At 60.5% G+C, this 20,985-nt stretch carries 20 protein-coding genes, 4 tRNA genes and 1 pseudogene; 18 read left to right on the plus strand and 7 right to left on the minus strand.

From position 1 onward, the window contains the following. Window positions 1-69: 69 nt before the first annotated feature. Window positions 70-1,131: an AI-2E family transporter gene (locus C4J83_RS09565; RefSeq protein WP_119735530.1), complete on the plus strand. Its 1,062-nt coding sequence runs from the start codon at window positions 70-72 to the stop codon at window positions 1,129-1,131. On the opposite strand, the gene C4J83_RS09570 is transcribed toward C4J83_RS09565, so the two are convergent. Together C4J83_RS09570 and C4J83_RS09575 are read right to left on the minus strand one after the other, a co-directional pair. After that, window positions 1,128-2,162: a sensor histidine kinase gene (locus tag C4J83_RS09570; protein ID WP_106580679.1), complete on the minus strand. Its 1,035-nt coding sequence runs from the start codon at window positions 2,160-2,162 to the stop codon at window positions 1,128-1,130. The two genes, C4J83_RS09565 and C4J83_RS09570, sit on opposite strands and share 4 nt — an antisense overlap. After that, a complete protein-coding gene (locus C4J83_RS09575) occupies window positions 2,162-2,926 on the minus strand; it encodes a response regulator (protein WP_106580678.1) in 765 nt (254 codons plus the stop codon). Before C4J83_RS09575 ends, C4J83_RS09570 begins: the two co-directional genes overlap by 1 nt. Window positions 2,927-3,187: 261 nt before the next feature. Between C4J83_RS09575 and pyrF the strand changes: the two genes are divergently transcribed. Further along, window positions 3,188-3,886, plus strand: a complete 699-nt coding sequence (gene pyrF / locus C4J83_RS09580) for an orotidine-5'-phosphate decarboxylase (RefSeq protein WP_124416874.1) — start codon at window positions 3,188-3,190, stop codon at window positions 3,884-3,886. 122 nt (window positions 3,887-4,008) lie between these two features. Here the strand turns inward: pyrF and C4J83_RS09585 are convergent, their stop codons facing one another. Beyond that, window positions 4,009-5,016 (minus strand): NADP-dependent oxidoreductase, encoded by a 1,008-nt coding sequence (locus tag C4J83_RS09585; protein ID WP_124416875.1) that lies wholly within the window; start codon window positions 5,014-5,016, stop codon window positions 4,009-4,011. Window positions 5,017-5,244: 228 nt separating this feature from the next. Here C4J83_RS09585 and C4J83_RS09590 point away from each other — a divergent pair, with 228 nt between their 5' ends. The 4 genes and pseudogenes from C4J83_RS09590 to C4J83_RS31065 all read left to right on the plus strand — a co-directional run bounded on the left by C4J83_RS09590 (window position 5,245) and on the right by C4J83_RS31065 (window position 9,719). Continuing rightward, window positions 5,245-6,006, plus strand: coding sequence for an SDR family oxidoreductase (locus C4J83_RS09590; RefSeq protein WP_124416876.1), 762 nt, complete (start codon window positions 5,245-5,247; stop codon window positions 6,004-6,006). A 203-nt stretch (window positions 6,007-6,209) separates the two neighbouring features. After that, complete coding sequence (locus C4J83_RS09595; protein ID WP_124416877.1) at window positions 6,210-7,622, plus strand: aminotransferase-like domain-containing protein; 1,413 nt, start codon at window positions 6,210-6,212, stop codon at window positions 7,620-7,622. 1,011 nt (window positions 7,623-8,633) lie between these two features. After that, a pseudogene (locus C4J83_RS31060) lies at window positions 8,634-8,810 on the plus strand (HAMP domain-containing protein); the annotation flags it as partial. A gap of 204 nt (window positions 8,811-9,014) precedes the next feature. Continuing rightward, window positions 9,015-9,719: a methyl-accepting chemotaxis protein gene (locus C4J83_RS31065; protein WP_372239324.1), complete on the plus strand. Its 705-nt coding sequence runs from the start codon at window positions 9,015-9,017 to the stop codon at window positions 9,717-9,719. Between the two features lie 39 nt (window positions 9,720-9,758). Here C4J83_RS31065 and C4J83_RS09605 read toward each other — a convergent pair whose 3' ends face one another. Beyond that, window positions 9,759-10,571 carry an alpha/beta fold hydrolase gene (locus C4J83_RS09605; RefSeq protein ID WP_106580673.1) on the minus strand — a complete coding sequence of 271 codons (813 nt, stop codon included), beginning with the start codon at window positions 10,569-10,571 and terminating at the stop codon, window positions 9,759-9,761. Between the two features lie 115 nt (window positions 10,572-10,686). Further along, window positions 10,687-11,445 (minus strand): hypothetical protein, encoded by a 759-nt coding sequence (locus C4J83_RS09610; RefSeq protein WP_119735538.1) that lies wholly within the window; start codon window positions 11,443-11,445, stop codon window positions 10,687-10,689. 370 nt (window positions 11,446-11,815) lie between these two features. Between C4J83_RS09610 and C4J83_RS09615 the strand changes: the two genes are divergently transcribed. From C4J83_RS09615 to gltS, 5 genes are all read left to right on the plus strand, one after another. Beyond that, a tRNA-Glu gene (locus C4J83_RS09615) sits at window positions 11,816-11,891 on the plus strand. A gap of 3 nt (window positions 11,892-11,894) precedes the next feature. Next, a tRNA-Gly gene (locus C4J83_RS09620) sits at window positions 11,895-11,970 on the plus strand. Window positions 11,971-12,075: 105 nt separating this feature from the next. Then, a tRNA-Glu gene (locus tag C4J83_RS09625) sits at window positions 12,076-12,151 on the plus strand. Between the two features lie 3 nt (window positions 12,152-12,154). Beyond that, window positions 12,155-12,230, plus strand: a tRNA-Gly gene (locus tag C4J83_RS09630). 201 nt (window positions 12,231-12,431) lie between these two features. Next, window positions 12,432-13,643 carry a sodium/glutamate symporter gene (gene gltS / locus C4J83_RS09635; RefSeq protein ID WP_119735539.1) on the plus strand — a complete coding sequence of 404 codons (1,212 nt, stop codon included), beginning with the start codon at window positions 12,432-12,434 and terminating at the stop codon, window positions 13,641-13,643. Window positions 13,644-13,654: 11 nt separating this feature from the next. Here gltS and C4J83_RS09640 read toward each other — a convergent pair whose 3' ends face one another. Next, a complete protein-coding gene (locus tag C4J83_RS09640; RefSeq protein ID WP_106580670.1) occupies window positions 13,655-14,446 on the minus strand; it encodes a helix-turn-helix domain-containing protein in 792 nt (263 codons plus the stop codon). Window positions 14,447-14,584: 138 nt separating this feature from the next. On the opposite strand from C4J83_RS09640, the gene C4J83_RS09645 reads away from it, so the two are divergent. The 3 genes from C4J83_RS09645 (at window position 14,585) to C4J83_RS09655 (ending at window position 16,250) form a co-directional block, all read left to right on the plus strand. Beyond that, a complete protein-coding gene (locus C4J83_RS09645; protein ID WP_124416879.1) occupies window positions 14,585-15,688 on the plus strand; it encodes a polyamine ABC transporter substrate-binding protein in 1,104 nt (367 codons plus the stop codon). 38 nt (window positions 15,689-15,726) lie between these two features. Then, complete coding sequence (locus C4J83_RS09650; protein WP_124416880.1) at window positions 15,727-15,927, plus strand: hypothetical protein; 201 nt, start codon at window positions 15,727-15,729, stop codon at window positions 15,925-15,927. Between the two features lie 77 nt (window positions 15,928-16,004). Continuing rightward, window positions 16,005-16,250 carry a hypothetical protein gene (locus C4J83_RS09655; protein ID WP_106580667.1) on the plus strand — a complete coding sequence of 82 codons (246 nt, stop codon included), beginning with the start codon at window positions 16,005-16,007 and terminating at the stop codon, window positions 16,248-16,250. Window positions 16,251-16,271: 21 nt separating this feature from the next. Here C4J83_RS09655 and pdxR read toward each other — a convergent pair whose 3' ends face one another. After that, window positions 16,272-17,753 carry a MocR-like pyridoxine biosynthesis transcription factor PdxR gene (gene pdxR / locus C4J83_RS09660; protein WP_124416881.1) on the minus strand — a complete coding sequence of 494 codons (1,482 nt, stop codon included), beginning with the start codon at window positions 17,751-17,753 and terminating at the stop codon, window positions 16,272-16,274. Between the two features lie 78 nt (window positions 17,754-17,831). On the opposite strand from pdxR, the gene C4J83_RS09665 reads away from it, so the two are divergent. From C4J83_RS09665 to C4J83_RS09680, 4 genes are all read left to right on the plus strand, one after another. Further along, window positions 17,832-19,493, plus strand: coding sequence for an NAD(P)H dependent flavin oxidoreductase family protein (locus C4J83_RS09665; protein ID WP_124416882.1), 1,662 nt, complete (start codon window positions 17,832-17,834; stop codon window positions 19,491-19,493). A gap of 290 nt (window positions 19,494-19,783) precedes the next feature. Then, entirely contained in the window at window positions 19,784-20,098 is a 315-nt protein-coding gene (locus C4J83_RS09670) for a hypothetical protein (RefSeq protein ID WP_124416883.1), read from the plus strand. Continuing rightward, on the plus strand, window positions 20,095-20,415 hold the full coding sequence (locus tag C4J83_RS30670; RefSeq protein WP_234452761.1) for a hypothetical protein: 321 nt from the start codon (window positions 20,095-20,097) through the stop codon (window positions 20,413-20,415). The genes C4J83_RS09670 and C4J83_RS30670 overlap by 4 nt, the downstream gene beginning before the upstream one ends. A gap of 21 nt (window positions 20,416-20,436) precedes the next feature. Continuing rightward, window positions 20,437-20,985, plus strand: a complete 549-nt coding sequence (locus C4J83_RS09680) for a hypothetical protein (RefSeq protein WP_124416884.1) — start codon at window positions 20,437-20,439, stop codon at window positions 20,983-20,985.

Genomic DNA, 20,985 nt, shown 5'->3' on the forward strand with positions numbered 1-20,985 from the left:
CAACAGGGCGAACGGACCCGCGCCGTTCGCCTAAGCTCTCTTCCTACAGCCTTATTCTCGAGATACCCGATGCTCAATAACGATCGCCTACTGGTGCAAATCCTGCTGCTGGTGTTGTTTGGTGCCAGCTTCTGGGTGATGGCGCCGTTCTGGTCGGCGCTGTTCTGGGGCGCGGTGCTGGCGTTTGCCAGCTGGCCGCTGATGCGTTTGCTGACCCGCTGGCTGGGCGGCCGGGAATCCCTGGCGGCGGGCATTCTGACCCTGGGCTGGATGTTGCTGGTGGCGGTGCCACTGGTGTGGCTGGGGTTCAACCTGGCCGACCATGTGCGCGACGCCGTGAGCCTGATCAAGGATATCCAGGTTGACGGCCTGCCTGCCGCGCCGACCTGGCTGGGCTCGATCCCCTTTGTCGGCGAGCGCCTGGTGGCGACCTGGGACAGCATCGACCAGCAGGGCGCGGCGTTGATGGTCAGCATCAAGCCGTACCTGGGCCAGGTCGGCAACTGGTTGCTGGCGCGCAGCGCGCAGATCGGTGGCGGTATTCTCGAACTGACCCTGAGCCTGGTGTTCGTGTTTTTCTTCTACCGCGACGGGCCGCGCCTGGCGACGTTCGTGCATCGCCTGCTGGAACGCTTGATTGGCGACCGTGCCGGTTACTACATCGAGTTGGTGGCCGGCACCGTGCAACGCGTGGTCAACGGCGTAATCGGTACCGCCGCCGCTCAGGCCCTGCTGGCGCTGATCGGTTTCCTGATCGCCGGTGTGCCGGGCGCGTTGGTACTGGGCATCGTTACCTTCCTGCTCAGCCTGATCCCCATGGGGCCGCCGCTGATATGGATCCCGGCCACGGCCTGGCTGGCCTGGAAGGGCGATTACACCTATGCGGTGTTTCTCGGTGTGTGGGGCACGTTCATCATCAGTGGCGTCGACAACGTGCTCAAGCCGTACCTGATCAGCCGCGGCGGCAACCTGCCGCTGGTGATTGTGCTGCTGGGCGTGTTTGGCGGGTTGATCGCCTTTGGCTTTATCGGTTTGTTTATCGGCCCGACCTTGCTTGCGGTGGCCTACAGTCTGCTGACGGATTGGAGCGCGACCCAGGCGCAAGTGCGTCGCGAAGACAAACCCCTTTAAGCCCTCGGCAACCACATCACGGCGGTCAGGCCGCCGCCTGGGGTTTCCTCCAGGCTCAGGCTGCCGCCGAGGCGTTCCACCGCTTCCTTGGAAATCGTCATGCCCAGGCCGACGCCGCCGGAGTTGCGGTTGCGTGAGCCTTCCAGGCGAAAGAACGGTTCGAATACGGCTTCGCGTTTATCCGCGGCAATCCCCGGCCCGTGGTCGATCACACGGATGACCAAGGCTTCGCGGCTGTCGCTCAGCTCCACCCGCGCCGTACCGGCATAACGCAAGGCATTGTCGATCAGGTTGTTGAGGCACGAGCGCAGTGCCATCGGCTGCACCTGCAAGGGCGCGCAATTGCCCGCGAACTGCACATCGGAGCCTTGATCCTGGGCGTTTTCGCTGAGGGATTCGACCAGCGCCTGCACGTCGAGCCAGTGCCGGGTTTCGCTGGTGCGCTGCTCGTGCAAGTAACTCAGGGTGGAGTCGAGCATGCCGATCATGTCGTCCAGGTCCTGGCGCATCTGACCTTGCAACTTGGTGTCTTCGATCTGCTCCAGGCGCAGTTTAAGGCGTGACAGTGGGGTGCGCAGGTCGTGAGAAACGGCGCCGAGCATGCGTGCACGCTGGCTGACTTGCTCGCGGATGCGTTTTTGCATCAGGTTGAAGGTCGATGCAGCCTGCCGCGCCTCGCGAGGCCCCGACTCGTTAAGTGGCGGGCTGTCAAGGTCGAGGCTCAAGCGTTCGGCGGCTGCGCTCAGGCGCTGGATCGGCCGGCTCAGCAGTTTGGCGCCATACCAGGCGGCAATGATCAGCGAGATAAATTGAAACGTCAGTGGCACCACCGGGCCGCCGAACCAGGAACGATGGTGCTTGGGCAGCGGCTTCATCGTTCCATCCGGCTGCTCGACAAAGGTTTCCTGAGGCGGCGGCGGTGGCGGGCCGTAGTGGTGAAACCAAAAGAACGCCAGCACGTGGGCCAGCACAATGGCCACCAGCAATACGCCGAACAGCCTGCCGAACAGCGTATTGAAGGTGGCGCGCATCAGCCGATATCCCGCGCGTCAAACAGGTAGCCTTCGCCGCGGACAGTCTTGATCAACTGCGGTGCCTTGGGGTCATCGCCCAGTTTTTGGCGCAGGCGCGAGACCAGCAAGTCGATGCTGCGATCAAACGCCTCGATGGAACGGCCACGTGCAGCATCGAGCAATTGTTCACGGCTCAGCACGCGACGCGGGCGTTCGATAAACACCCACAGCAGACGAAACTCGGCGTTGGACAGCGGCACTACAAGGCCGTCGTCGGCCACCAGCTGGCGCAGTACGCTGTTGAGGCGCCAGTTGTCGAAACGGATGTTGGCGCGCTGCTCGGTACGGTCATCGCGTACCCGGCGCAGGATGGTCTGGATGCGTGCCACCAGCTCGCGCGGTTCGAAGGGTTTGGACATGTAGTCATCGGCGCCCAGTTCCAGGCCGATAATGCGGTCGGTGGGTTCGCAGCGCGCGGTGAGCATCAGGATCGGGATGTCCGATTCGGTGCGCAGCCAACGGCACAGTGACAGGCCGTCTTCGCCCGGCAGCATCAGGTCGAGTACCACCACATCAAAGGTTTCGGCTTGCATGGCCGTGCGCATGGCGGTGCCGTCGGTGACGCCGACGGCGAGAATATTGAAGCGCGCCAGGTAGTCGATCAGCAGTTCACGAATCGGTAGATCGTCATCGACGATCAGCGCACGGGTGTTCCAGCGCTTGTCTTCGGCGATCACCGCGCCTTTTTGCTCTTCGTTTACAGAGACGGTAGGGGTATGCATAGTGCGATCATCTGCCTGGGTTGTTGCTGTCAGCATAGGCGCCCAGCTCCATGGCTGGAAGTGCTGGACGGGCGGTCATGTGCGCGAGGCTAGACGCGGTGCGTGTTGAGGGCATGTCGTGAATGTATCAGCCTTGACACAATTGCTCTAAATGCCGGGTCACGGGCGCTCGATCAGTATTTTACCGATCATCGGATCCCGCAACGGCGCCGCTTGCGCTACAATCCGCGCCGATTTCGACTTGCCTGAGAGCCCATTCCAATGCCCGTCTGCCAGACTCCTATCATCGTCGCCCTGGATTACCCCACTCGTGACGCCGCACTGAAGCTGGCTGACCAGTTGGACCCCAAGCTTTGCCGGGTCAAGGTCGGCAAGGAACTGTTCACCAGTTGCGCCGCCGAAATTGTCGGCACCCTGCGTGACAAAGGCTTCGAAGTGTTCCTCGATTTGAAATTCCATGACATCCCTAACACCACCGCCATGGCAGTCAAGGCCGCGGCTGAGATGGGCGTGTGGATGGTCAATGTGCACTGCTCCGGCGGCCTGCGCATGATGACTGCCTGCCGTGAAGTGCTGGAACAGCGCAGCGGCCCGAAACCGCTGCTGATTGGTGTGACCGTGCTGACCAGCATGGAGCGCGAGGACCTGGCCGGCATCGGCCTGGATATCGAACCTCAGGAGCAGGTATTGCGCCTGGCGGCGCTGGCGCAGAAGGCAGGGCTTGATGGCCTGGTGTGCTCGGCGCTGGAGGCCCAGGCCTTGAAGACCGCTCACCCATCGCTGCAACTGGTCACCCCGGGCATTCGCCCGGCGGGCAGTGCCCAGGATGACCAGCGCCGTATTCTGACGCCGCGTCAGGCACTGGACGCGGGCTCGGACTACCTGGTGATCGGTCGCCCGATCAGCCAGGCGGCCGATCCGGCGAAGGCGTTGGCCGCAGTTGTCGCCGAAATCGCCTGAATATCGCTGAGCTAAAATGTGGGAGCGGGCTTGCTCGCGAAAGCGGTGTATCAGACACACATCCGGTGACTGACACTCCGCATTCGCGAACAAGCCCGCTCCCACATTTCGATCCACCGTGGTCAGTTAACTTTTAGAATCAACTTCCCAAAGTTTTCGCCGTTAAACAGTTTCATCAGCGTTTCCGGGAACGTCTCCAGCCCCTCGACAATATCCTCCTTGCTCTTGAGCTTGCCCTGCGCCATCCAGCCGGCCATTTCCTGCCCGGCTGCGGCAAAGTTCGCCGCATGGTCCATCACCACAAAGCCTTCCATTCGCGCGCGATTGACCAGCAACGATAAGTAGTTGGCGGGGCCTTTCACGGCTTCTTTATTGTTGTACTGGCTGATGGCACCACAAATCACCACCCGCGCCTTTAATGCGAGGCGGCTGAGCACCGCGTCGAGGATGTCGCCGCCGACGTTATCGAAATACACGTCCACGCCTTTAGGACATTCGCGCTTGAGGGCGGCTGGCACGTCTTCGCTTTTGTAGTCGATGGCTGCGTCGAAGCCCAATTCATCCACGAGGAATTTGCACTTGTCGGCGCCGCCGGCGATGCCCACCACGCGGCAGCCTTTGATCTTGGCAATTTGCCCGGCAATGCTGCCCACCGCACCGGCGGCGCCGGAGATCACCACGGTTTCGCCGGCCTTGGGCGCGCCCGTTTCGAGCAGGGCGAAGTAGGCGGTCATGCCCGTCATGCCGAGCGCCGACAGGTAGCGCGGCAGCGGCGCGAGTTTGGGGTCCACCTTATAGAAGCCGCGCGGTTCGCCGAGGAAGTAATCCTGCACGCCCAGCGCGCCATTGACGTAATCACCCACTGCAAATTTCGGGTTGTTCGACGCAATCACCTTGCCCACACCCAGTGCGCGCATCACTTCACCAATGCCGACGGGCGGAATGTAAGACTTGCCCTCGTTCATCCAGCCACGCATGGCCGGGTCCAGGGACAGGTATTCGTTGTGCACCAGCACTTGCCCATCCCCTGGCGTGCCCACCGGCACTTCCTGATAGGTGAAGGTCTCCCGTGTCGCCGCGCCGACCGGGCGTTTGGCGAGCAGGAACTGGCGGTTGGTCTGGGCAGTCATGGCAAAGGACTCTTTAGAAGTGAACCCCAAGTGATAGACCCCTAACGGCCTGAGAGCAAGGTTGTCCGAGAGGCGCGAATGCCCGCCGATAGGCCTGGCTGATAGTGAGACGGGAGGCCTTATCACTGCGATTCATACACCGCCAACTGGCCTTCTGATAGTGCTGACGCACCCGTCCTACGCTTGGCTAGACTCGGCCCACGGCTATTTTCCCCACAGGACATTCCCATGAGCATGACGTTTTCCGGCCAGGTCGCCCTGGTCACCGGCGCCGCCGCCGGTATTGGCCGCGCCACCGCGCTGGCATTTGCCGCCGAAGGCTTGAAAGTGGTGGTTGCCGACCTGGACGTGGCGGGCGGCGAGGGCACCGTCGCGCTGATTCAACAGGCGGGCGGCGAGGCGTTGTTCGTGCGCTGCAACGTCACGCTGGAAGCGGACGTGCAGCAGTTGATGGCGCAGACCGTCGCCGCCTATGGTCGGCTGGACTACGCCTTCAACAATGCCGGGATCGAGATCGAGAAGGGCAGGCTGGCCGACGGCAGCCTGGATGAGTTCGACGCGATCATGGGCGTTAACGTCAAGGGCGTGTGGCTGTGCATGAAGCACCAGTTGCCGCTGCTGCTGGCCCAAGGCGGCGGGGCGATCGTCAACACCGCCTCGGTGGCGGGGTTGGGGGCGGCGCCGAAGATGAGCATTTATGCCGCGTCCAAACATGCCGTGATCGGCTTGACCAAATCGGCGGCCATCGAGTACGCGAAAAAGAAAATCCGCGTGAATGCGGTGTGCCCAGCGGTGATCGACACCGACATGTTCCGGCGTGCCTATGAAGCCGACCCGCGCAAGGCAGAGTTTGCCGCCGCCATGCACCCGGTCGGGCGCATCGGCAAAGTCGAGGAAATCGCCAGTGCGGTGTTGTACCTGTGCAGCGACGGTGCCGCGTTCACCACGGGCCAGGCGTTGGCGGTGGACGGTGGCGCGACGGCGATCTAGGACTCGGCGCCACTGCATATTCGAAAAGGCGAGGGGCGCTGTGGGGCGTTTCCAGGGCTGGCACAAGGCCTCGTCAGAATGTGTATCAGTAGGTAAATAATCCAATAAAATCAATACTTTAATAAATTTCGGCGGCAGGTCGAACCCGGCTTCTGTGCTTAACTGTTTGGGGTTGAATAACAGACAGTTGAAGTGAGGGGCTCATGGATTTAGGCATCGATCGACAGGCCCTTGTACCGGTGGTGCAGCAAATCGTCAGCGCGGTGGCGCAATGGATTCGCACAAGCGGGGCAAGCCCGGGCACGCGCTTGCCGTCCATCCGGCAATTGGCCCTCGACAACCTGCTCAGTCAATCCAGCGTCATCGAAGCCTTTGAGCGAATGGTGGCGCAGGGGGTGTTGGTGGCAAAACAGGGCTCGGGGTTTGTAGTGGCCCAACCGCCGGTTTCCCTTGAAAGCCACTGGCATGAAGGCGCCGAGCTGGGCTGGGGCGCCTACGTCGATGGCCCTTTGGGCGAGTTGAAACTGGGCTGCGGCTGGCTGCCGGACGCCTGGCGCGAAAGCGATGATATTTGTTACGCCATACGCGAGGTCAGCCGCACCGACACCGCCGGGCTGTTCAGCTACAGCACGCCGCTGGGGTTGCCGGTACTGCGTGAGCAACTGCTCAAGCGCCTGACGCAGATGAAAGTGCCCAGCAGTCTCGACTGCATTCTCACCACCCATGGCGCCAGCCATGCACAAGACCTGCTCATACGGACGTTGCTCAAGGCCGGCGATACGGTGGTGGTCGAGACGCCCGGGTATGCCAACCTCTACCGTCAGTTGGAGCGCCATGGCGTCAAGCTGCTGCACGTCCCGCGCACGCTGGGTGGCCCGGATATCCCGGTGTTGGAGACGCTGCTGAAAAGCCATCGGCCCAAATGCCTGTTCATCAACTGCCTGTATCACAACCCCACCGGCACCAGCCTTTGCCGTGCCGTGGCCGAGCGCCTGCTGCAATTGGCGAGCAGCGAGAACTTCCTGATTGTCGAAGAGGACGTCTACGGCGACTTGCAGCACGCCAGTTGCACACGGCTGTCCGCGCTGCCCCATGACGGTCGGGTGATCTATATTTCGAGTTTTTCCAAGACCCTCAGCAGTGCCTTGCGCGTGGGGTACCTCAGCGCCAGCGCGGCGATTATTGCGCCCATGGTGACGCTCAAAACGCTGACAGGCATCGGCACTTCGCGGTTTGCCGAGGCGGTGCTGGCCACGCTGCTGGCCAATGGCACCTACCGTAAGTGGGTGCAGCGCCTGCGCAAGCGCTTGAACACGCAAATGGCCGCAACCCTGCAGGTGCTGGAGGATGAGGAGTGGGAGGTGTTCGCCGTGCCCGCCGGGGGCATGTTTGTGTGGGCCCGGCCCGGCAGGGACGATCATTCACGGTTGCAGGTCTGTGCCCGACGGCTCGGTGTGTTGTTGTCGCCGGGGGCGCTGTTCAATCCCAAGGGTGAGCACAGCGACTGGCTGCGCATCAACGTGGCCTATGCTGCTGATCAGCGGGCGCTGGCGTTGTTCCGTTCCATGGGGCCTGCCAGATCGACCTCGACCATTCTGAAAACGACGGGCATGTAGCTTTTTGCCATTATTGTGGCGCCAACGTCTTGTGCCGTTGGCTCGTCGTTGCGAATCTCGCTGCATGGAAACCAGGCTCGATGGCATCTGCCGTTGCAAGAGGATTCAAGTGCAATGATTTCAGGCGTGCAACGACGTTTCGCCAACCTCGGTATGGCGAAGAAACTGGGCTTGGGTTTCGCCCTGGTGCTGCTGTTGACGGCGCTGGTGGCGGCCATTGGCGTGTGGTCCCTGCAAACCGTTGGCCAGCGTTTTGAAGGCCTCAAGGCCATGTCATCGCTCAACAGCGGTTTGCTCAAGGTGCGTCTGATCGAGCAGGACTACGCGCTGCACGCCGACCCCAAGTCTGTCGATGCCCTGCATGAAAGTGTCGATGCACTGGCGGCGATGGCCGCCAGCCTCAAGGCCCGGTCAGCCACGAATGTGCCAGTGATGGGCGATGTCGAGCAGGCGTTGGCGGCGTATCGCAAGGCATTCGACGAGTTTGTCGAACTGACCCAGACCAAGGACCTGGCGCTGGAAATGGCCAGTTGGTCGGTGTCCAGTGTGGCCAATAACCTCGATGTGTTGCAGGCCGGCCTGGCCGACGACGGCGCCTATGGCCTGAAGGAAAGCCAGGGTAAGGATGGCGCCGAGTTTATCGAGCAGGCCGGGCAGGTCAGCCAGGTCTCGCGGTTGATGTTGCAAGCCATGAATGAAGCGCGCGTGCGCCTGGATCAGAGCCGCAAGGCCGATGCCGACAACGCCGATGCCGACAACGCCGAGCAAGGCAAGATCGAACAGGCCGATCAGGCCCTGGCGCAAGTCGAACAGCTGAAAACCTCGGTCAAGGATGCGGGTTACCAGACCGTGCTCAATGAAGTCTCCGGGCATATCGCCGCATTCAGCGAAAAACTCGGCGAGTACACCGGGCTGCTGGCCCAGGAAAAAATCGTCTACAAGCAGTTGCATGACCGCGCCGACCAAGTGGTCAGCCGGGTCAACCAGGCGTACGACGCCGAAGACCAGTCCATGCAGGCGCAATTGAAGAAAAGCGCGGTGTTGATCATCGGTTCCTCGGCCCTCGCGCTGCTGGTGGGCTTGATCGCGGCGTGGGTGATCACCCGGTTGATCGTGGCGCCGCTGCGCACTGTGATCGCCGTGGCCCAGCAGATTGCGTCCGGCGACCTGAGCGGGCGGATGGAAGTCAGCCGCCGCGATGAAATCGGCCAGTTGATGCAGGCGATGCAGCAAATGGGCAGCGGCCTGAGCCAGATGGTCAGTGGGCTGCAAGCGGGCATCGAGCAATTGGCCAGTTCGGCGCATTCACTGTCCAGCGTCACTGAGCAGACCAATGTTGAAGTCAGCAGCCAAAAAGAAGAAACCGAACAGGTTGCCACGGCAATGAACCAGATGACCGCCACGGTGCACGACGTGGCGCGTAACGCCGAAGAGGCCGCGCAAGCCGCGCAGACCGCCGACGACAAGGTCGACAGCGGTCAGCAAGTGGTGCGCCAGAGCCTGCAACGGATTGAATTGCTCGCGTCCTCCAGCACCAGTGCCAGCGCGAGTATCGAAAGCCTGAGCGCGGAAATCCAGAATATCGGCACGGTACTGGGCGTGATCAAAAGCGTGGCCGAGCAAACCAATCTGCTGGCCCTTAACGCCGCTATCGAAGCGGCCCGCGCCGGCGAGCAGGGCCGAGGGTTTGCAGTGGTGGCCGACGAAGTGCGGGCGTTGGCCAAGCGCACGCAGCAATCGACCGAGGAAATCGAGCGTCTGGTCAGTACGTTGCGCAGCGCGGCGCAGTCGTCGGTGCAGCAGATTCAGCAGAGCGGCGAGCTGGTGAAGTTGGCGGTCAGCGATGCGCTGGAAACGAAGAACGCGTTGGGCAGCATTGCCGCGGCGGTGTCATTGATCCAGCAAATGAATCAGCAGATTGCCGCGGCGGCCGAGGAGCAAAGCTCGGTGGCCGAAGAGATCAATCGCAGTGTGACCAGCATTCGTGCGAGCGCCGATCAGTCGGCGTTGAGCATGCAGGGCAATGCCGCGTCGAGTATCCAGCTGGCGCAGTTGGGCGCGGAGCTCAAGGGCATGGTGGGGCACTTCCGCCTTTGATCGCGGCGGGTCAGCCGCGAACAAAGGGCAGGGCGCCAATCAGGCGTGGTTGGCGAGGAAGGTCAGCAGCGCTTCATTGACGAAGTCCGGGTTTTCCCGGGCCGAGATATGCCCCGCGTCGGGAATCAGCGTGAGGCTGCAGCCAATCAGTTCAGCCATTTCCTGTGATTCTGCGGGCGGCCGCGGCTTGTCCTGCTCGCCGCACATCACCAGCGTGGTGTCCGAGTCCAGGCGGGGCAACTGGTCCAGAATGTTCTCGCGACTGAAGATCAGGCGCCCCAGTGGCACGATGCTGTTCAGCAGGCGCTCTTTGGGTAAGGCCTGCAACGCCTTGCGAAAATCCTGGTACAGGGCCGACTCGCGGTCGATGCCGGGGCGGAAGAAAATCGGTGCAACCACATCCAGCAACGGCTCGGGGATGGCGCCGGCGTCCTCGATCATCTTGAACAGCGAGAAGTAATACTGGCGCGTGGCGTCGGGCTCGGCGCCCAGGTAGGTGTCCATCAGCACCACGCTGTTGATGCGCGCCGGTGCCAGCAACGCCAGGCGCGCGCCCCACATGCCGCCGACCGACAGGCCGACCAGATTGATTTGCGCGATATCCAGCTGATCCAGCAGCGCCAGGGCCTGGCGCGCGAGGTCGTCGAGGGAGCGGGTTTGCGTCGGCAGCGGGCCGGACTCACCGTGGCCCCACAGTTCCGGCACGATCACGCGGTACTGTTGCGACAGGGCTTCAATTTGCGGGGCCCACATGTCGCGGTCCCACAGGTAACTCGAACCCAGCAGGACGACCGGGCCGGTGCCCTGGTCGACATAGTGCAGCGGTTGTCCATCAATCACGGCAACAGGCATAGCAGGCCTCTAACTTCACGGAGTGAGGGGCACTTTTTTACGCTAGTCGGGGGCGGGGGGATAGGTGCAAAGTGATGGCATGTGGCGACCCGGGGTCGCCACATGGGGCAGGCGATCAGTCGTAGATGACTTTCTTCTTCCATTCGGCGTCGGCGTCGACGACTTTCAGGCCTTCGGTCAGTTCGTTGACTTCGTCTTCGGCCGGCTTGCTGTTGGTCAGCACCGTGGAGTTGGCGCGGGCCAGTTGCGATTCCAGCAATTGCAGTTGTGCACTGTAGAGCACCGGCTCCGGCTGTTTGCGCAAGTACTGCACGCCACGTTCGAACGCCAGGCGTGCCTGGCCAGGCTGGCCTTGTTGCAGGGCGTGCTGGCCCAGGTTGTTGAAGAACTCAATGTGCAGCAACACCAGGATATGGCGAATTTCCTTGATCCAGTGCTTGGCTTCGTTGGTCGGCAGAAAACCGTCCTGGGCCGCGCGGGTCACTTGACCGTGCAGCGCCTCGAGCAGGAAACGCACGTCCTTGGCCTTGGCTTCGGTCTGGATCGGCGCGGGTGGGTTGGCCACCGGGATCGATTCGCCCTGGCCGATCAGCGCGTTCAGCTCAGCGATACGTGCCTTGAGCGGTGCGCTGGATTTTTTGAGGTGCAACAGGCGCTGGGTGACGTTGAGTTCCAGGCGAGTCAGCAACAGTTTGAGTTTCGGGGTCATCAACTGGCCGGGGAACGTCTCGGTGATCTCACCGCATCGACGCAGCCGATCGTTAAGCTCGATTTCGGTGCGCTGCTTTTCCAGTTTGTTGTTTTCCACCACGTGGTTCATGTAGCCAATGGCGATCAGTATTACGATCCCGGCTATTACCAGCAGGGTGATCATGAGTGGTGTCACCGGTGTGACCTCTTTATAGGGTTTGCTGTGGAGTGTAGTGACTGGTCTATCCGACGGATAGGATTGTTCGACCAGTTGCCCAGGTAGTTTCTGCTATATAGGTAAGCGTTCCCTGCGTGGATGCACATTGCCATCATTTGCCTGGGCGAACTATAGCGCCTTGTCGGGCGCCAGAATATAGGCGTCAAAGCCCGCACGGGCACAATGCCCGCAAAGCCCTGGAAAGCAGGGCGAAGTCATTGATTTAAATAAATTTATCCTTGGGGGTTGACGACCTTTCAATCCATCCATAGAATGCGCGCCACTTACAGCGTAAAGCACACAGCGAAACGCGGTAGGGAGTGAATGTTGTACGTGTGTCCCCTTCGTCTAGTGGCCTAGGACACCGCCCTTTCACGGCGGTAACAGGGGTTCGAGTCCCCTAGGGGACGCCATATGCGGGAATAGCTCAGTTGGTAGAGCACGACCTTGCCAAGGTCGGGGTCGCGAGTTCGAGTCTCGTTTCCCGCTCCAATTTTTAAGCAGTGTTGCCCTAGGGCGGCATTGAGTGAAACCAGGACCAAGTCTTCGGATGAGGCCTCTGGGCACTGAAATACACACCATGTGTTTCAGTAGCGTGTCCCCTTCGTCTAGTGGCCTAGGACACCGCCCTTTCACGGCGGTAACAGGGGTTCGAGTCCCCTAGGGGACGCCATTTGCGGGAATAGCTCAGTTGGTAGAGCACGACCTTGCCAAGGTCGGGGTCGCGAGTTCGAGTCTCGTTTCCCGCTCCATATTTAACGAAAACGCCGATCAGTGATGATCGGCGTTTTTGTTCGTGTCGCTTTTTTGCCGGCAAAACACACCACGCATGTAGGCCATGTGCTGATGTGCGTAGGAATAGTCTGTAATCAATGTCGGGTAGCTGTGTACCTGTTCCGCTGTCTCTACTCTGGCCAGCCCCTTTTCCTTGTTTACTTCAAAGGACTGTCCAGATGCTTCAGCTCGATTTCTATTCAACCCTGGTCGCTGCCTCCCTGGTGCTTTTATTGGGCCGTTGGCTGGTGGCCCGGATTGGCTTTCTACGTGTCTACAGCATTCCGGAGCCGGTAGCCGGCGGCCTGTTGGTTGCCGCATTGCTGCTGGCGTTGCGTGCGCTGGCGGATGTCGAGGTTCGCTTCGACACCTCCTTACAAACCCCATTGATGCTGGCGTTTTTCGCCACGATTGGCCTGAACGCAGATTTCGCCAGCCTGAAGCGAGGCGGGCGCGTGCTGGGTATTTTCCTGCTGGTCGTGACGGCCCTGTTGGTGGTGCAAAACGCCATGGGGATCGCGTTGGCCAAGGCGCTGGGGCTTGATCCATTGATGGGCTTGCTGGCGGGCTCCATCACCCTGTCGGGTGGGCACGGCACGGGCGCCGCATGGGGCGCGGTGTTCAGTGAGAAATACGGCGTGGCCTCCGCGTCTGAACTGGCAATTGCTTCGGCGACCTTTGGTTTGGTGCTGGGGGGCTTGATTGGCGGCCCGGTCGCGCGCCTGCTGATCAAGCGTGTCCAGGTGCCTGGCGTTGAACACTCGCAGCCGCGGCGGCCCAAAGGCTTTGAGCGCCCCGATCAGGAGCGCATGATCACCTCGTTTTCATTTATCGAAACCCTGGCCCTGTTGGCGATCAGCTTGCAGGTTGGCACGTGCCTGAGTGGTGTTATCCAAGGCACCGCCTTCGAGTTGCCCACCTTTGTCTGCGTGCTGTTTGTCGGCGTGGTGCTGCGCAATGGCTTGTCGGCGCTGGGTTGGCATCAGGTGTTTGAGCGGGAAGTGTCGCTGCTGGGTAATGTCAGCCTGTCGTTGTTCCTCGCGATTGCCTTGATGTCGCTCAAGCTGTGGGACCTGGCGGCGCTGGCGTTGCCGATCGTCATCCTGCTGGCGGCACAGGCGCTGTTGATGGCCCTGTTCGCGATTTTCGTAACGTTTCGAGTGATGGGCAGCAACTACGATGCGGCGGTGCTGGCGGCCGGGCATTGCGGTTTCGGATTGGGCGCGACACCCACCGCCATTGCCAATATGCAGGCGGTGACACAGCGCTTCGGTCCCTCGCAGATTGCCTTTCTGGTGGTGCCGATGGTGGGGGCGTTTTTCATCGACATCACCAATGCGGTGGTGATCAAGCTGTTCCTCGCGCTGCCGTTTCTCGGCGCGGCGGGCTAAGCGCCGCGCCTTCAGTTCACCGCGTAGACGTCCTGTTTTGGCATGAAGAAACGCGCAAAGAGTTCGGACTGGGACTTGATGTTCAGCTTGGTGTAAATATTGCGCCGGTGCACTTTCACCGTTTCTGTCGACAGGGACAGTTTGCCGGCGATTTCTTTGTTGGAGAATCCGCTCAACAGCAACTTGAGCACGTCCTTTTCACGCGTTGTGATCTGGCTGCCCAGTTGAACAATTGCCTGCGACCAGGGCGGTGTCTCATTGAGGTTTTTTTCAACGTCGATCTCAAAGCACATACGCTGGTGCATCAATGCCAAAACCCAAGGCTTGATGATATCCAGTGTGGTGATCTGTTCCGGGCTGTAGCGCACGTTACTGCCGAATGAAATACACAACGTCCTGTCCTCATCGAGCTGAACGTTGTACTGCACCTCATCCACCGAGACGTACTGGGCGAAATACTGACGGTAATACTCGGTGGTCAGAAAGTGCTCGGGCGCTATGTCTGACAAGTGAAAAAAGCCACTCTGCGGGTTTTCCCGGTTGGCAATGTAGAACGGGTCCAGCAGGTACAGCCCTTTGAGGTAGCGCTGAGTCAGGGCATCCACCTCCTCGGCATCGGCCACTTCAGTAAAGCTGATGACGTTGACCTGTTGATCGCTGAAAACCAGGACAACCCAGTTGTCGATCTGCACATATTCATTCAACACGCGAACCAGCGAGCTCCAGAAAGCCGGGCGATTGAGCTCCATAATCAGCTTGCCGGCCGATCGGTGCCAGGCCAGGTTATGAAGGTCGAGTGACATGTTCTACCCCTTTAGGGTTAGGCGTTCATAGGCGCGAGCTAAGTACTTGTAGGTATTTACTATTAGACGACGCCGGGTATATTCACCTCCCAGCGGATGCAGGCCATGAAGGCCTGTCGTTTTGACAAGGATAGTTATATGAGTCAATCACATTTGCGAGCCATTTTTTTGGCCTCGCTTGTCTGTGTAGGTATCAGTGCGCCTGCTGCGGGGGCGCAACCTCAGGTGAATCTGTACAACTGGTTCGGGTTGATCGCGCCAGAGACGCCCAAGGAATTCGAGCAAAAAACCGGCGCGCGCATGCACGTGGATGCCTTCGACAGCGCCGAGATCATGCAGAGCAAGGTCATGGCCGGGCGCACGGGCTATGACGTGGTTGTCGCCACCTCCAATGTCCTGCCAAGCCTGATCAAGGCGGGCGTGCTTGCACCGCTGGACCGCGACCAACTGAGCAACTTTTCCCATATCGACCCAGAGATGTTGGCGCTGCTTTCGGTGAATGATCCGGGCAACCGCTACGCCGTGCCTTACCTGTGGGGCACCACCGGGATTGGCTATGACGTTGATAAAGTCAAAGCCGCGTTGGGTGACAACGCCCCGGTGGACAGCTGGGACCTGATCTTTAAAGAAGAAAACATCAGCAAGCTCAAGTCCTGCGGCGTGGCGATGCTCGACTCGCCCAGCGAGGTCATTTCGATCGCGTTGCATTACCTCGGCCTGCCGAGCAACAGCCAGAACCCTGAGGATTACCAGAAGGCTCAGGCGCTGCTGTTGAAAATCCGTCCCTATATTCTCTACTTCGACTCCTCCAGAACCGACGCCGACTTTGCCGATGGCAATATTTGTGTGGTCGTGGGCTGGGCGAGCGGGGCGCTGACGGCGCAGGCCATCAATGAGAAAAACAACACCGGGCGCAAAATTGCCTACAGCCTGCCTCGTGAGGGCGGGTTGGTGTGGTCGGAAAACTTTGTGCTGCTCAAAGATGCGCCCCATGCCAAGGAAGGTCTGGCGTTCATCAATTACATGCTTGAACCGCAAGTGATTGCCAAGAGCTCGAACCACACGCTGTACCCGAACGCTAACAAGGACGCCACTGAGTTCGTCGAGCAGAAGCTGCGCGACAACCCTTGGATTTATCCTGACAAGCATACGGTTGCCACACTTGTTCCGCTTGAACCACTACCGTTGAAGTTGGAGCGAATCCGCACGCGCGTGTGGACCAAGGTCAAGAGCGGTACATAACCCCGCGTGGCATTCATCTTTATTGGCAGAGGGCTTACATGGCTATTTGCAAAGAAACCAAAGCCGACACTCATCAATTAGTGACGCTGATAAAGATGGTTGAGGCCTATGAGGCGCAAAGCACCCACGGCCTCACGTCACTGGGTAATGAAAAACAACTGCTGAACCGCATCAAGGCATTGCTCCATAAACATGATGGGGGAGTCGCTCGACGAAAGTCGATCAGCGCCGGCGTATGAACGGGGCCATAGCGTCCCAGCGTTAGCCGTCGGCAGACCAAGGGGCTGTCGCAGCGTTTTCAGGGAGGAGAAAAATCATGCGCCAAGCGGCTAACCCATACGTTTTGAAGCCGGACGAATACCAGGCTTACAAGGACATCGAAGAACAGATCGGCCACTGCACGCCCGAACAAGCCTGGGCGATGTATTACGTCTCGAGCGGGATGGTGCGCGAGTTCATCACGCTGGCGGTGATGGAGCATATCGGTCGCGGCAATCGGGCGCTGTTGCTCGAGTTTCCCGACCTTGCCCGGCTTCAAAACAGCGGCCAAGGCGCGCTCTAACGGGTGTCGATGCATGCGTGATCAACGCTTGCTCATCACCCGCGCCAACCGCAGCGTGGCTTCCCGGAGCTCATCCCGATCAAGCGAGGCAAACCCCAGGCGCAGGGCATTTTCCGGCACATTCAGCGGTGAAAACTGACGCGCACTGCGCACCACCACGCCCTGGCCCCGGGCTGTGGCGAGCAACTGATCGACGTCGGTTTCATCCTGGAAGCGAACCCAGAGGGCCAGGCCGCCTTCAGGCTCGCGCACCTTGATTCGATCGCCAAATGCGCTGTGCAAACAGCTCTGCAGCACCTCTCGACGCGCTACGTATTCTTTCGAAACACGGCGCAGGTGCTTCTTCAATTCCCCCTGATTGATCAGGTCCGCGAGCATTTTTTGTGCAACCGCGTCGGTGTCGCCTACCACCAGTGCCGCGCTGTTCTGCAGCACCTCAATCACGCTGGCCGGAGCCACCACATAACTGCAACGAAACGTCGACCCCAACGCCTTGGATAGCGAGCCGATGTAGATCACATGGCGTTGCGCGCCATCACTGGCCAGCGGCAGATAGGGGCGTCCGTTGAAGTGATATTCGTGGTCGTAGTCTTCTTCGATCACGCAGAAATTGTGCTGCGCCGCCAACGCCAGCAGGTGTTGCCGACGGGCCGCATGCAGGCTCACCGTGGTAGGAAACTGGTGGTGCGGCGTGAGGTAAATCATCCTTACATCATGTGCGTGGCATAACTGCTCGATGTGGTCCGTGCGACAGCCTTCATCGTCCATGTCGACGGTGATCAAATGTGCGCCGAGCTTGCGGAAAATTTCCCACGCCGGCGGGTAACTCAGACGCTCCACCAACACCACATCACCGGGTTTGATCAGCAGGCTGGCCGTCAGGTACAGCGACACCTGAGTGCCGGGCGTGAGGCAGATATTCTCGGCGCTGACTGCCAGCCCGCGATTGTTGCGCAGCATCTCTGCCAGCGCGCAACGCAATTCATAGCCGGTGCCCTCGCTGCCGTAGCGCACCGAGTTGGACGCAAAACTGCTGCGCAGGGCATTGCGGTAATAGCGGTGTAAAACGGCCTGGGGCAGCAAGCGGTGGTCGCAGGCACCGTTATCGAAAAACAGCGCGTCATGCCGATGCTGCAGGGCGATGACTTGCGCATTCTGCTCGAAATACGGCACCACTGGCTGCGCCAGCAGTGGCGGGGCAAAAGAGTGCTGCGCGCGGTTGGACGCGGGCGTTGGCGCCAATTGCGCATTGACGAACGTGCCCCGGCGCGGCTCGCTGATCAGCCAGCCTTTGGTCGACGCTTCCTCGTAAGCCAGGATCACCGTCTTGCGGTTGACGTCGAGCATCTGCGCCATTTCCCGTGTGCCCGGCAGCAGCGTGCCGGGCGGCAGCCTTCCTTCGAGGATGGCCTGCACCAGGCCTTCGGCAATCTTGCGATAGGACGCCTGGGTGGTGCTCTCATCGAGCTTGAGGAGCGGGCGCCATTTACGCATCTGGACCATCTTAAGTATCCAAAACTGGAGGTTTTAATGGGCCTAGTCTAGCGCAACAATCAAGCCTCACTTACCCCTGAGGTTGTTATGAACACACGCCATGTCATCGAACTCGCCCCCTCGGGGAAAACCTTTGAAGCCGGCGATGAGCTGTTGCTCGACGCGATGCTCGCCAGCGGCCTGTCTGTGCCGTTCTCGTGCCGGCGCGGGGCGTGTGGTTCGTGCAAGGTGGTGGTCAAGCAAGGCCACTACCGCGCCAAGCAGCTGGCGCCCGGCGCGCCCGCGCCGTGCTACCCGCTGGCAGCGAATGAAATGCTCTTGTGTCAAAGCCACGCCTGCGCCGACATGCGCCTGGAGATTCCCGGGTGGTCGCTGGACACCCCCGCGCTGGTGGTCGAGGCGACGGTGCTGAGCAAGCGTGACCTCAGCCCCGACATCATTGAGTTGGTGGTGATGCCGGACACGCCGCTGGCCGTAAGGCCGGGCCAGTACCTCAAGTTCCGCCTGGTCGATGGCGACTCGCGCTGTTTCTCGATCGCCAACCTGCCGGCCGACGGCGATGGGCGCCTGGTGTTTCAGATTCGTCGGGTGCGCGGCGGGCTTTTTTCCGAGACCCTCCTGGACAGCCTTGAGGCTGGCGATCTGTTGACGCTGGAGGGGCCTTTTGGTGCCTGCACCTGGCAGGACGATGACGATGCGCCTGTGGTGCTGTTCGCCACAGGCACCGGCTACGCGGGTATCAAGCCGATCCTGCTGAGCGCGTTGAAGCAGGATGTGGAGGTGACGTTTTACTGGGGCGGCGCGCAGGCGGCAGACTTTTACGACCGCGTATTTCTGGACCAGGCGGTCATCGACCACCCGCGTTTTCACTGGCACCCGGTATTGGCAGCGCAGGGTAGGGTGCAGGAAGTGGCGCTGAGTCATGGGCACCGTTGGGCGTCGACTCAGGTGTATGCCTGCGGTAACGGCGGCATGATCAGCCAGGCGCGTGCCGATTGCCTCGAAGCGGGTTTGCCGAGCCATCGTTTTGTCGCCGAAGCGTTTGTACCCAGTGGCCGGTCGAGCGCCGACACGCTGCTCAATGGACTGGATCAAACCTGGGAAAAAGTCGGCCCGCGGTACTCGCTGGACGGTATGCTCGCCGCGCGTGAAAAAACCATCCGCGCCCTGGCGGCGATTGCCAGCCAGCTCACAGTCGGCATGACCACCGGGCAAGCCCTCGACATGGCCGCCGCGCAATTGCAGGCCATGGGCGCCTCGCACACCTGGCACCCGACTTACATTCGTTTTGGCGACGACACGGTTCGCCCGCCCAGAGAAGGCATTGACCCACTGCGCACGCTGCGTGCCACCGATATCGTGGTGGTCGACCTCGGCCCGGTGTGGGACGGCTACGAGGGCGACTATGGCGACACCTTCGTCTTCGGCGAGTCAGCGCTGTACCGCGATTGCTTCAAGGTCTTGCATGAAGTGTTCGATGAAACCCGCGAGGCCTGGATGCGCGGCCTGACCGGCTGTGAGCTCTATGACTTTGCCGAGGAACGGGCCGTTGCCAAGGGCTGGCGGTTGTCGCGCAACCTGGCCGGCCACCGTATTGCGGATTTCCCCCACGCCTTGTTCGGCAATCAGGAATTGGCCGCGCTTGAGATCACGCCGAGTGAAATGGTGTGGGTGCTGGAGATCCAGCTCTGCCACCCCACCGAGCCGGTCGGCGGTTTCTTTGAAGATATCCTGATGCTTGAGGTTTGAAGGGTTAACCGCAGCCCGCCGCTGCGCGGGTTGCAACTGCCGGTGCTGGCCGCAACGGCCTGAGCTGGAGCGGGCGCTGCTAAAAAACAGCGGATGGCCGGTAAAGTAATCAGTATTTTGTAGGATGTTTCACCAGCCCTGTCGAACGGGCGAACCTGGTCCTCGAGGATGAGGTCCATAACGACGACGCACAGCTGTTACATCTATCGCCGGCAGTCCTGCACACCTTAATGGCCCAAGGGTCGACCCGTGCGGGTGCCGGTGATTGCGCGTAAATAAGGAGATTGATCATGTGGCTTAAACACCTGGCGTTAGGTGTGTTGATTGCACCTTTTGTCACTGCTTGCTTTAGCCAGCCATTCCAGCCCCCCACGGCCGATGCCGACTTATGGGAGAAACCCGGCGCCAGCCACCAGGATGTGGTTGCGTCCATGTTGGCGTGTGGTGAAAAGAATGGTTCCGGCATCGATCCCAATGCGAGCTTCCAGGAGCGGGCGCAGCGCTTTGTGTGTATGAAGCGTGCTGGCTACACGCGGCGTGACGGTTTCGACCTCTGTGCATTGCACCCCAAGGCGCCGTTGAGGGCCTGTGAGTCGGCGCAATGAAACCACAAAAACAACGCTCTGTTTTTAAGGGCTCGGCATTCAACGCGATAGGGACATCACCTGTGAAATATGCCATCTGCGCCACCTTGCTGCTGTCGCTGAGCGGCTGCCTGACCATGTCGGGTGAATACACTGTCACGGCTCACGACGCCTCCGGCGCCCAGATAACCAGGCTCGGCACCTTCACCGCCGAGGGCCATAACATTTACCCCATACGCAATGCGTTCTGCCTCAATGCGCCGGGGGCGACGGTCATCATTCGCGATGCCCGGACCGGCGAGGAACTGCGCAGCGAAAGCCCTTATCACTGCCGTTAAGCCTCAAAAAAAAGGATTTCCATGAGAGTGTTTCTGATAGCAGGCCTGGCCGTGGCCGTGAGTGGCTGCGGCAATATTTCCAATATCCGTGCTTACAACACGCCCTATGTTGAACCCACAGCAGGGGATACCGCACGCTTGCGCGTGATCACCAATGGCATGGCGCGCGGTGTGCCGGGCCGTGACTGCATCGACTGGCGTGTGCCTGGCGCCGGGGTGATGGCCGTGTCCGAATCCGGCTTTGCGGGTAGGAATAATGGCCGCAGCCTGGGCATGCCCGAGAGCAACCGCCGGGTGGAGGCGCAAGGCTCGGCGCGTAGCGAACTGAAGGTGCCGGCGAACAAGCCCTTTGCCATGAACTTCCAGAGTGAGGGCTATGTTTCTGGCGGCAATGCCTACAGCTGCAGGCAGAGCTTTCACTTCACCCCCAAGGCCGGGCAAGATTACGAACTGATCCTGCTGGACGGTGGCCAGTGCCTGATTGCGTTGCAGCGCCTGAACCCGACGGGGAAACCGCAGAACGTGCCGGTAGAGAAGGCCAAGCTGTGCAATGCGATGGATATGTTTTAG

Origin of the sequence: Pseudomonas sp. LBUM920 (assembly GCF_003852315.1) — a bacterium.
GTDB lineage: Bacteria > Pseudomonadota > Gammaproteobacteria > Pseudomonadales > Pseudomonadaceae > Aquipseudomonas.

What these genes read in the sequence shown, in the direction of transcription:
- C4J83_RS09565 (WP_119735530.1), top strand. Translation starts at nt 70, where the DNA reads ATGCTCAATAACGATCGCCTACTGGTGCAAATCCTGCTGCTGGTGTTG.
- C4J83_RS09570 (WP_106580679.1), bottom strand. Translation starts at nt 2,162, where the DNA reads ATGCGCGCCACCTTCAATACGCTGTTCGGCAGGCTGTTCGGCGTATTG.
- C4J83_RS09575 (WP_106580678.1), bottom strand. Translation starts at nt 2,926, where the DNA reads ATGCATACCCCTACCGTCTCTGTAAACGAAGAGCAAAAAGGCGCGGTG.
- pyrF (WP_124416874.1), top strand. Translation starts at nt 3,188, where the DNA reads ATGCCCGTCTGCCAGACTCCTATCATCGTCGCCCTGGATTACCCCACT.
- C4J83_RS09585 (WP_124416875.1), bottom strand. Translation starts at nt 5,016, where the DNA reads ATGACTGCCCAGACCAACCGCCAGTTCCTGCTCGCCAAACGCCCGGTC.
- C4J83_RS09590 (WP_124416876.1), top strand. Translation starts at nt 5,245, where the DNA reads ATGAGCATGACGTTTTCCGGCCAGGTCGCCCTGGTCACCGGCGCCGCC.
- C4J83_RS09595 (WP_124416877.1), top strand. Translation starts at nt 6,210, where the DNA reads ATGGATTTAGGCATCGATCGACAGGCCCTTGTACCGGTGGTGCAGCAA.
- C4J83_RS31065 (WP_372239324.1), top strand. Translation starts at nt 9,015, where the DNA reads ATGACCGCCACGGTGCACGACGTGGCGCGTAACGCCGAAGAGGCCGCG.
- C4J83_RS09605 (WP_106580673.1), bottom strand. Translation starts at nt 10,571, where the DNA reads ATGCCTGTTGCCGTGATTGATGGACAACCGCTGCACTATGTCGACCAG.
- C4J83_RS09610 (WP_119735538.1), bottom strand. Translation starts at nt 11,445, where the DNA reads ATGATCACCCTGCTGGTAATAGCCGGGATCGTAATACTGATCGCCATT.
- gltS (WP_119735539.1), top strand. Translation starts at nt 12,432, where the DNA reads ATGCTTCAGCTCGATTTCTATTCAACCCTGGTCGCTGCCTCCCTGGTG.
- C4J83_RS09640 (WP_106580670.1), bottom strand. Translation starts at nt 14,446, where the DNA reads ATGTCACTCGACCTTCATAACCTGGCCTGGCACCGATCGGCCGGCAAG.
- C4J83_RS09645 (WP_124416879.1), top strand. Translation starts at nt 14,585, where the DNA reads ATGAGTCAATCACATTTGCGAGCCATTTTTTTGGCCTCGCTTGTCTGT.
- C4J83_RS09650 (WP_124416880.1), top strand. Translation starts at nt 15,727, where the DNA reads ATGGCTATTTGCAAAGAAACCAAAGCCGACACTCATCAATTAGTGACG.
- C4J83_RS09655 (WP_106580667.1), top strand. Translation starts at nt 16,005, where the DNA reads ATGCGCCAAGCGGCTAACCCATACGTTTTGAAGCCGGACGAATACCAG.
- pdxR (WP_124416881.1), bottom strand. Translation starts at nt 17,753, where the DNA reads ATGGTCCAGATGCGTAAATGGCGCCCGCTCCTCAAGCTCGATGAGAGC.
- C4J83_RS09665 (WP_124416882.1), top strand. Translation starts at nt 17,832, where the DNA reads ATGAACACACGCCATGTCATCGAACTCGCCCCCTCGGGGAAAACCTTT.
- C4J83_RS09670 (WP_124416883.1), top strand. Translation starts at nt 19,784, where the DNA reads ATGTGGCTTAAACACCTGGCGTTAGGTGTGTTGATTGCACCTTTTGTC.
- C4J83_RS30670 (WP_234452761.1), top strand. Translation starts at nt 20,095, where the DNA reads ATGAAACCACAAAAACAACGCTCTGTTTTTAAGGGCTCGGCATTCAAC.
- C4J83_RS09680 (WP_124416884.1), top strand. Translation starts at nt 20,437, where the DNA reads ATGAGAGTGTTTCTGATAGCAGGCCTGGCCGTGGCCGTGAGTGGCTGC.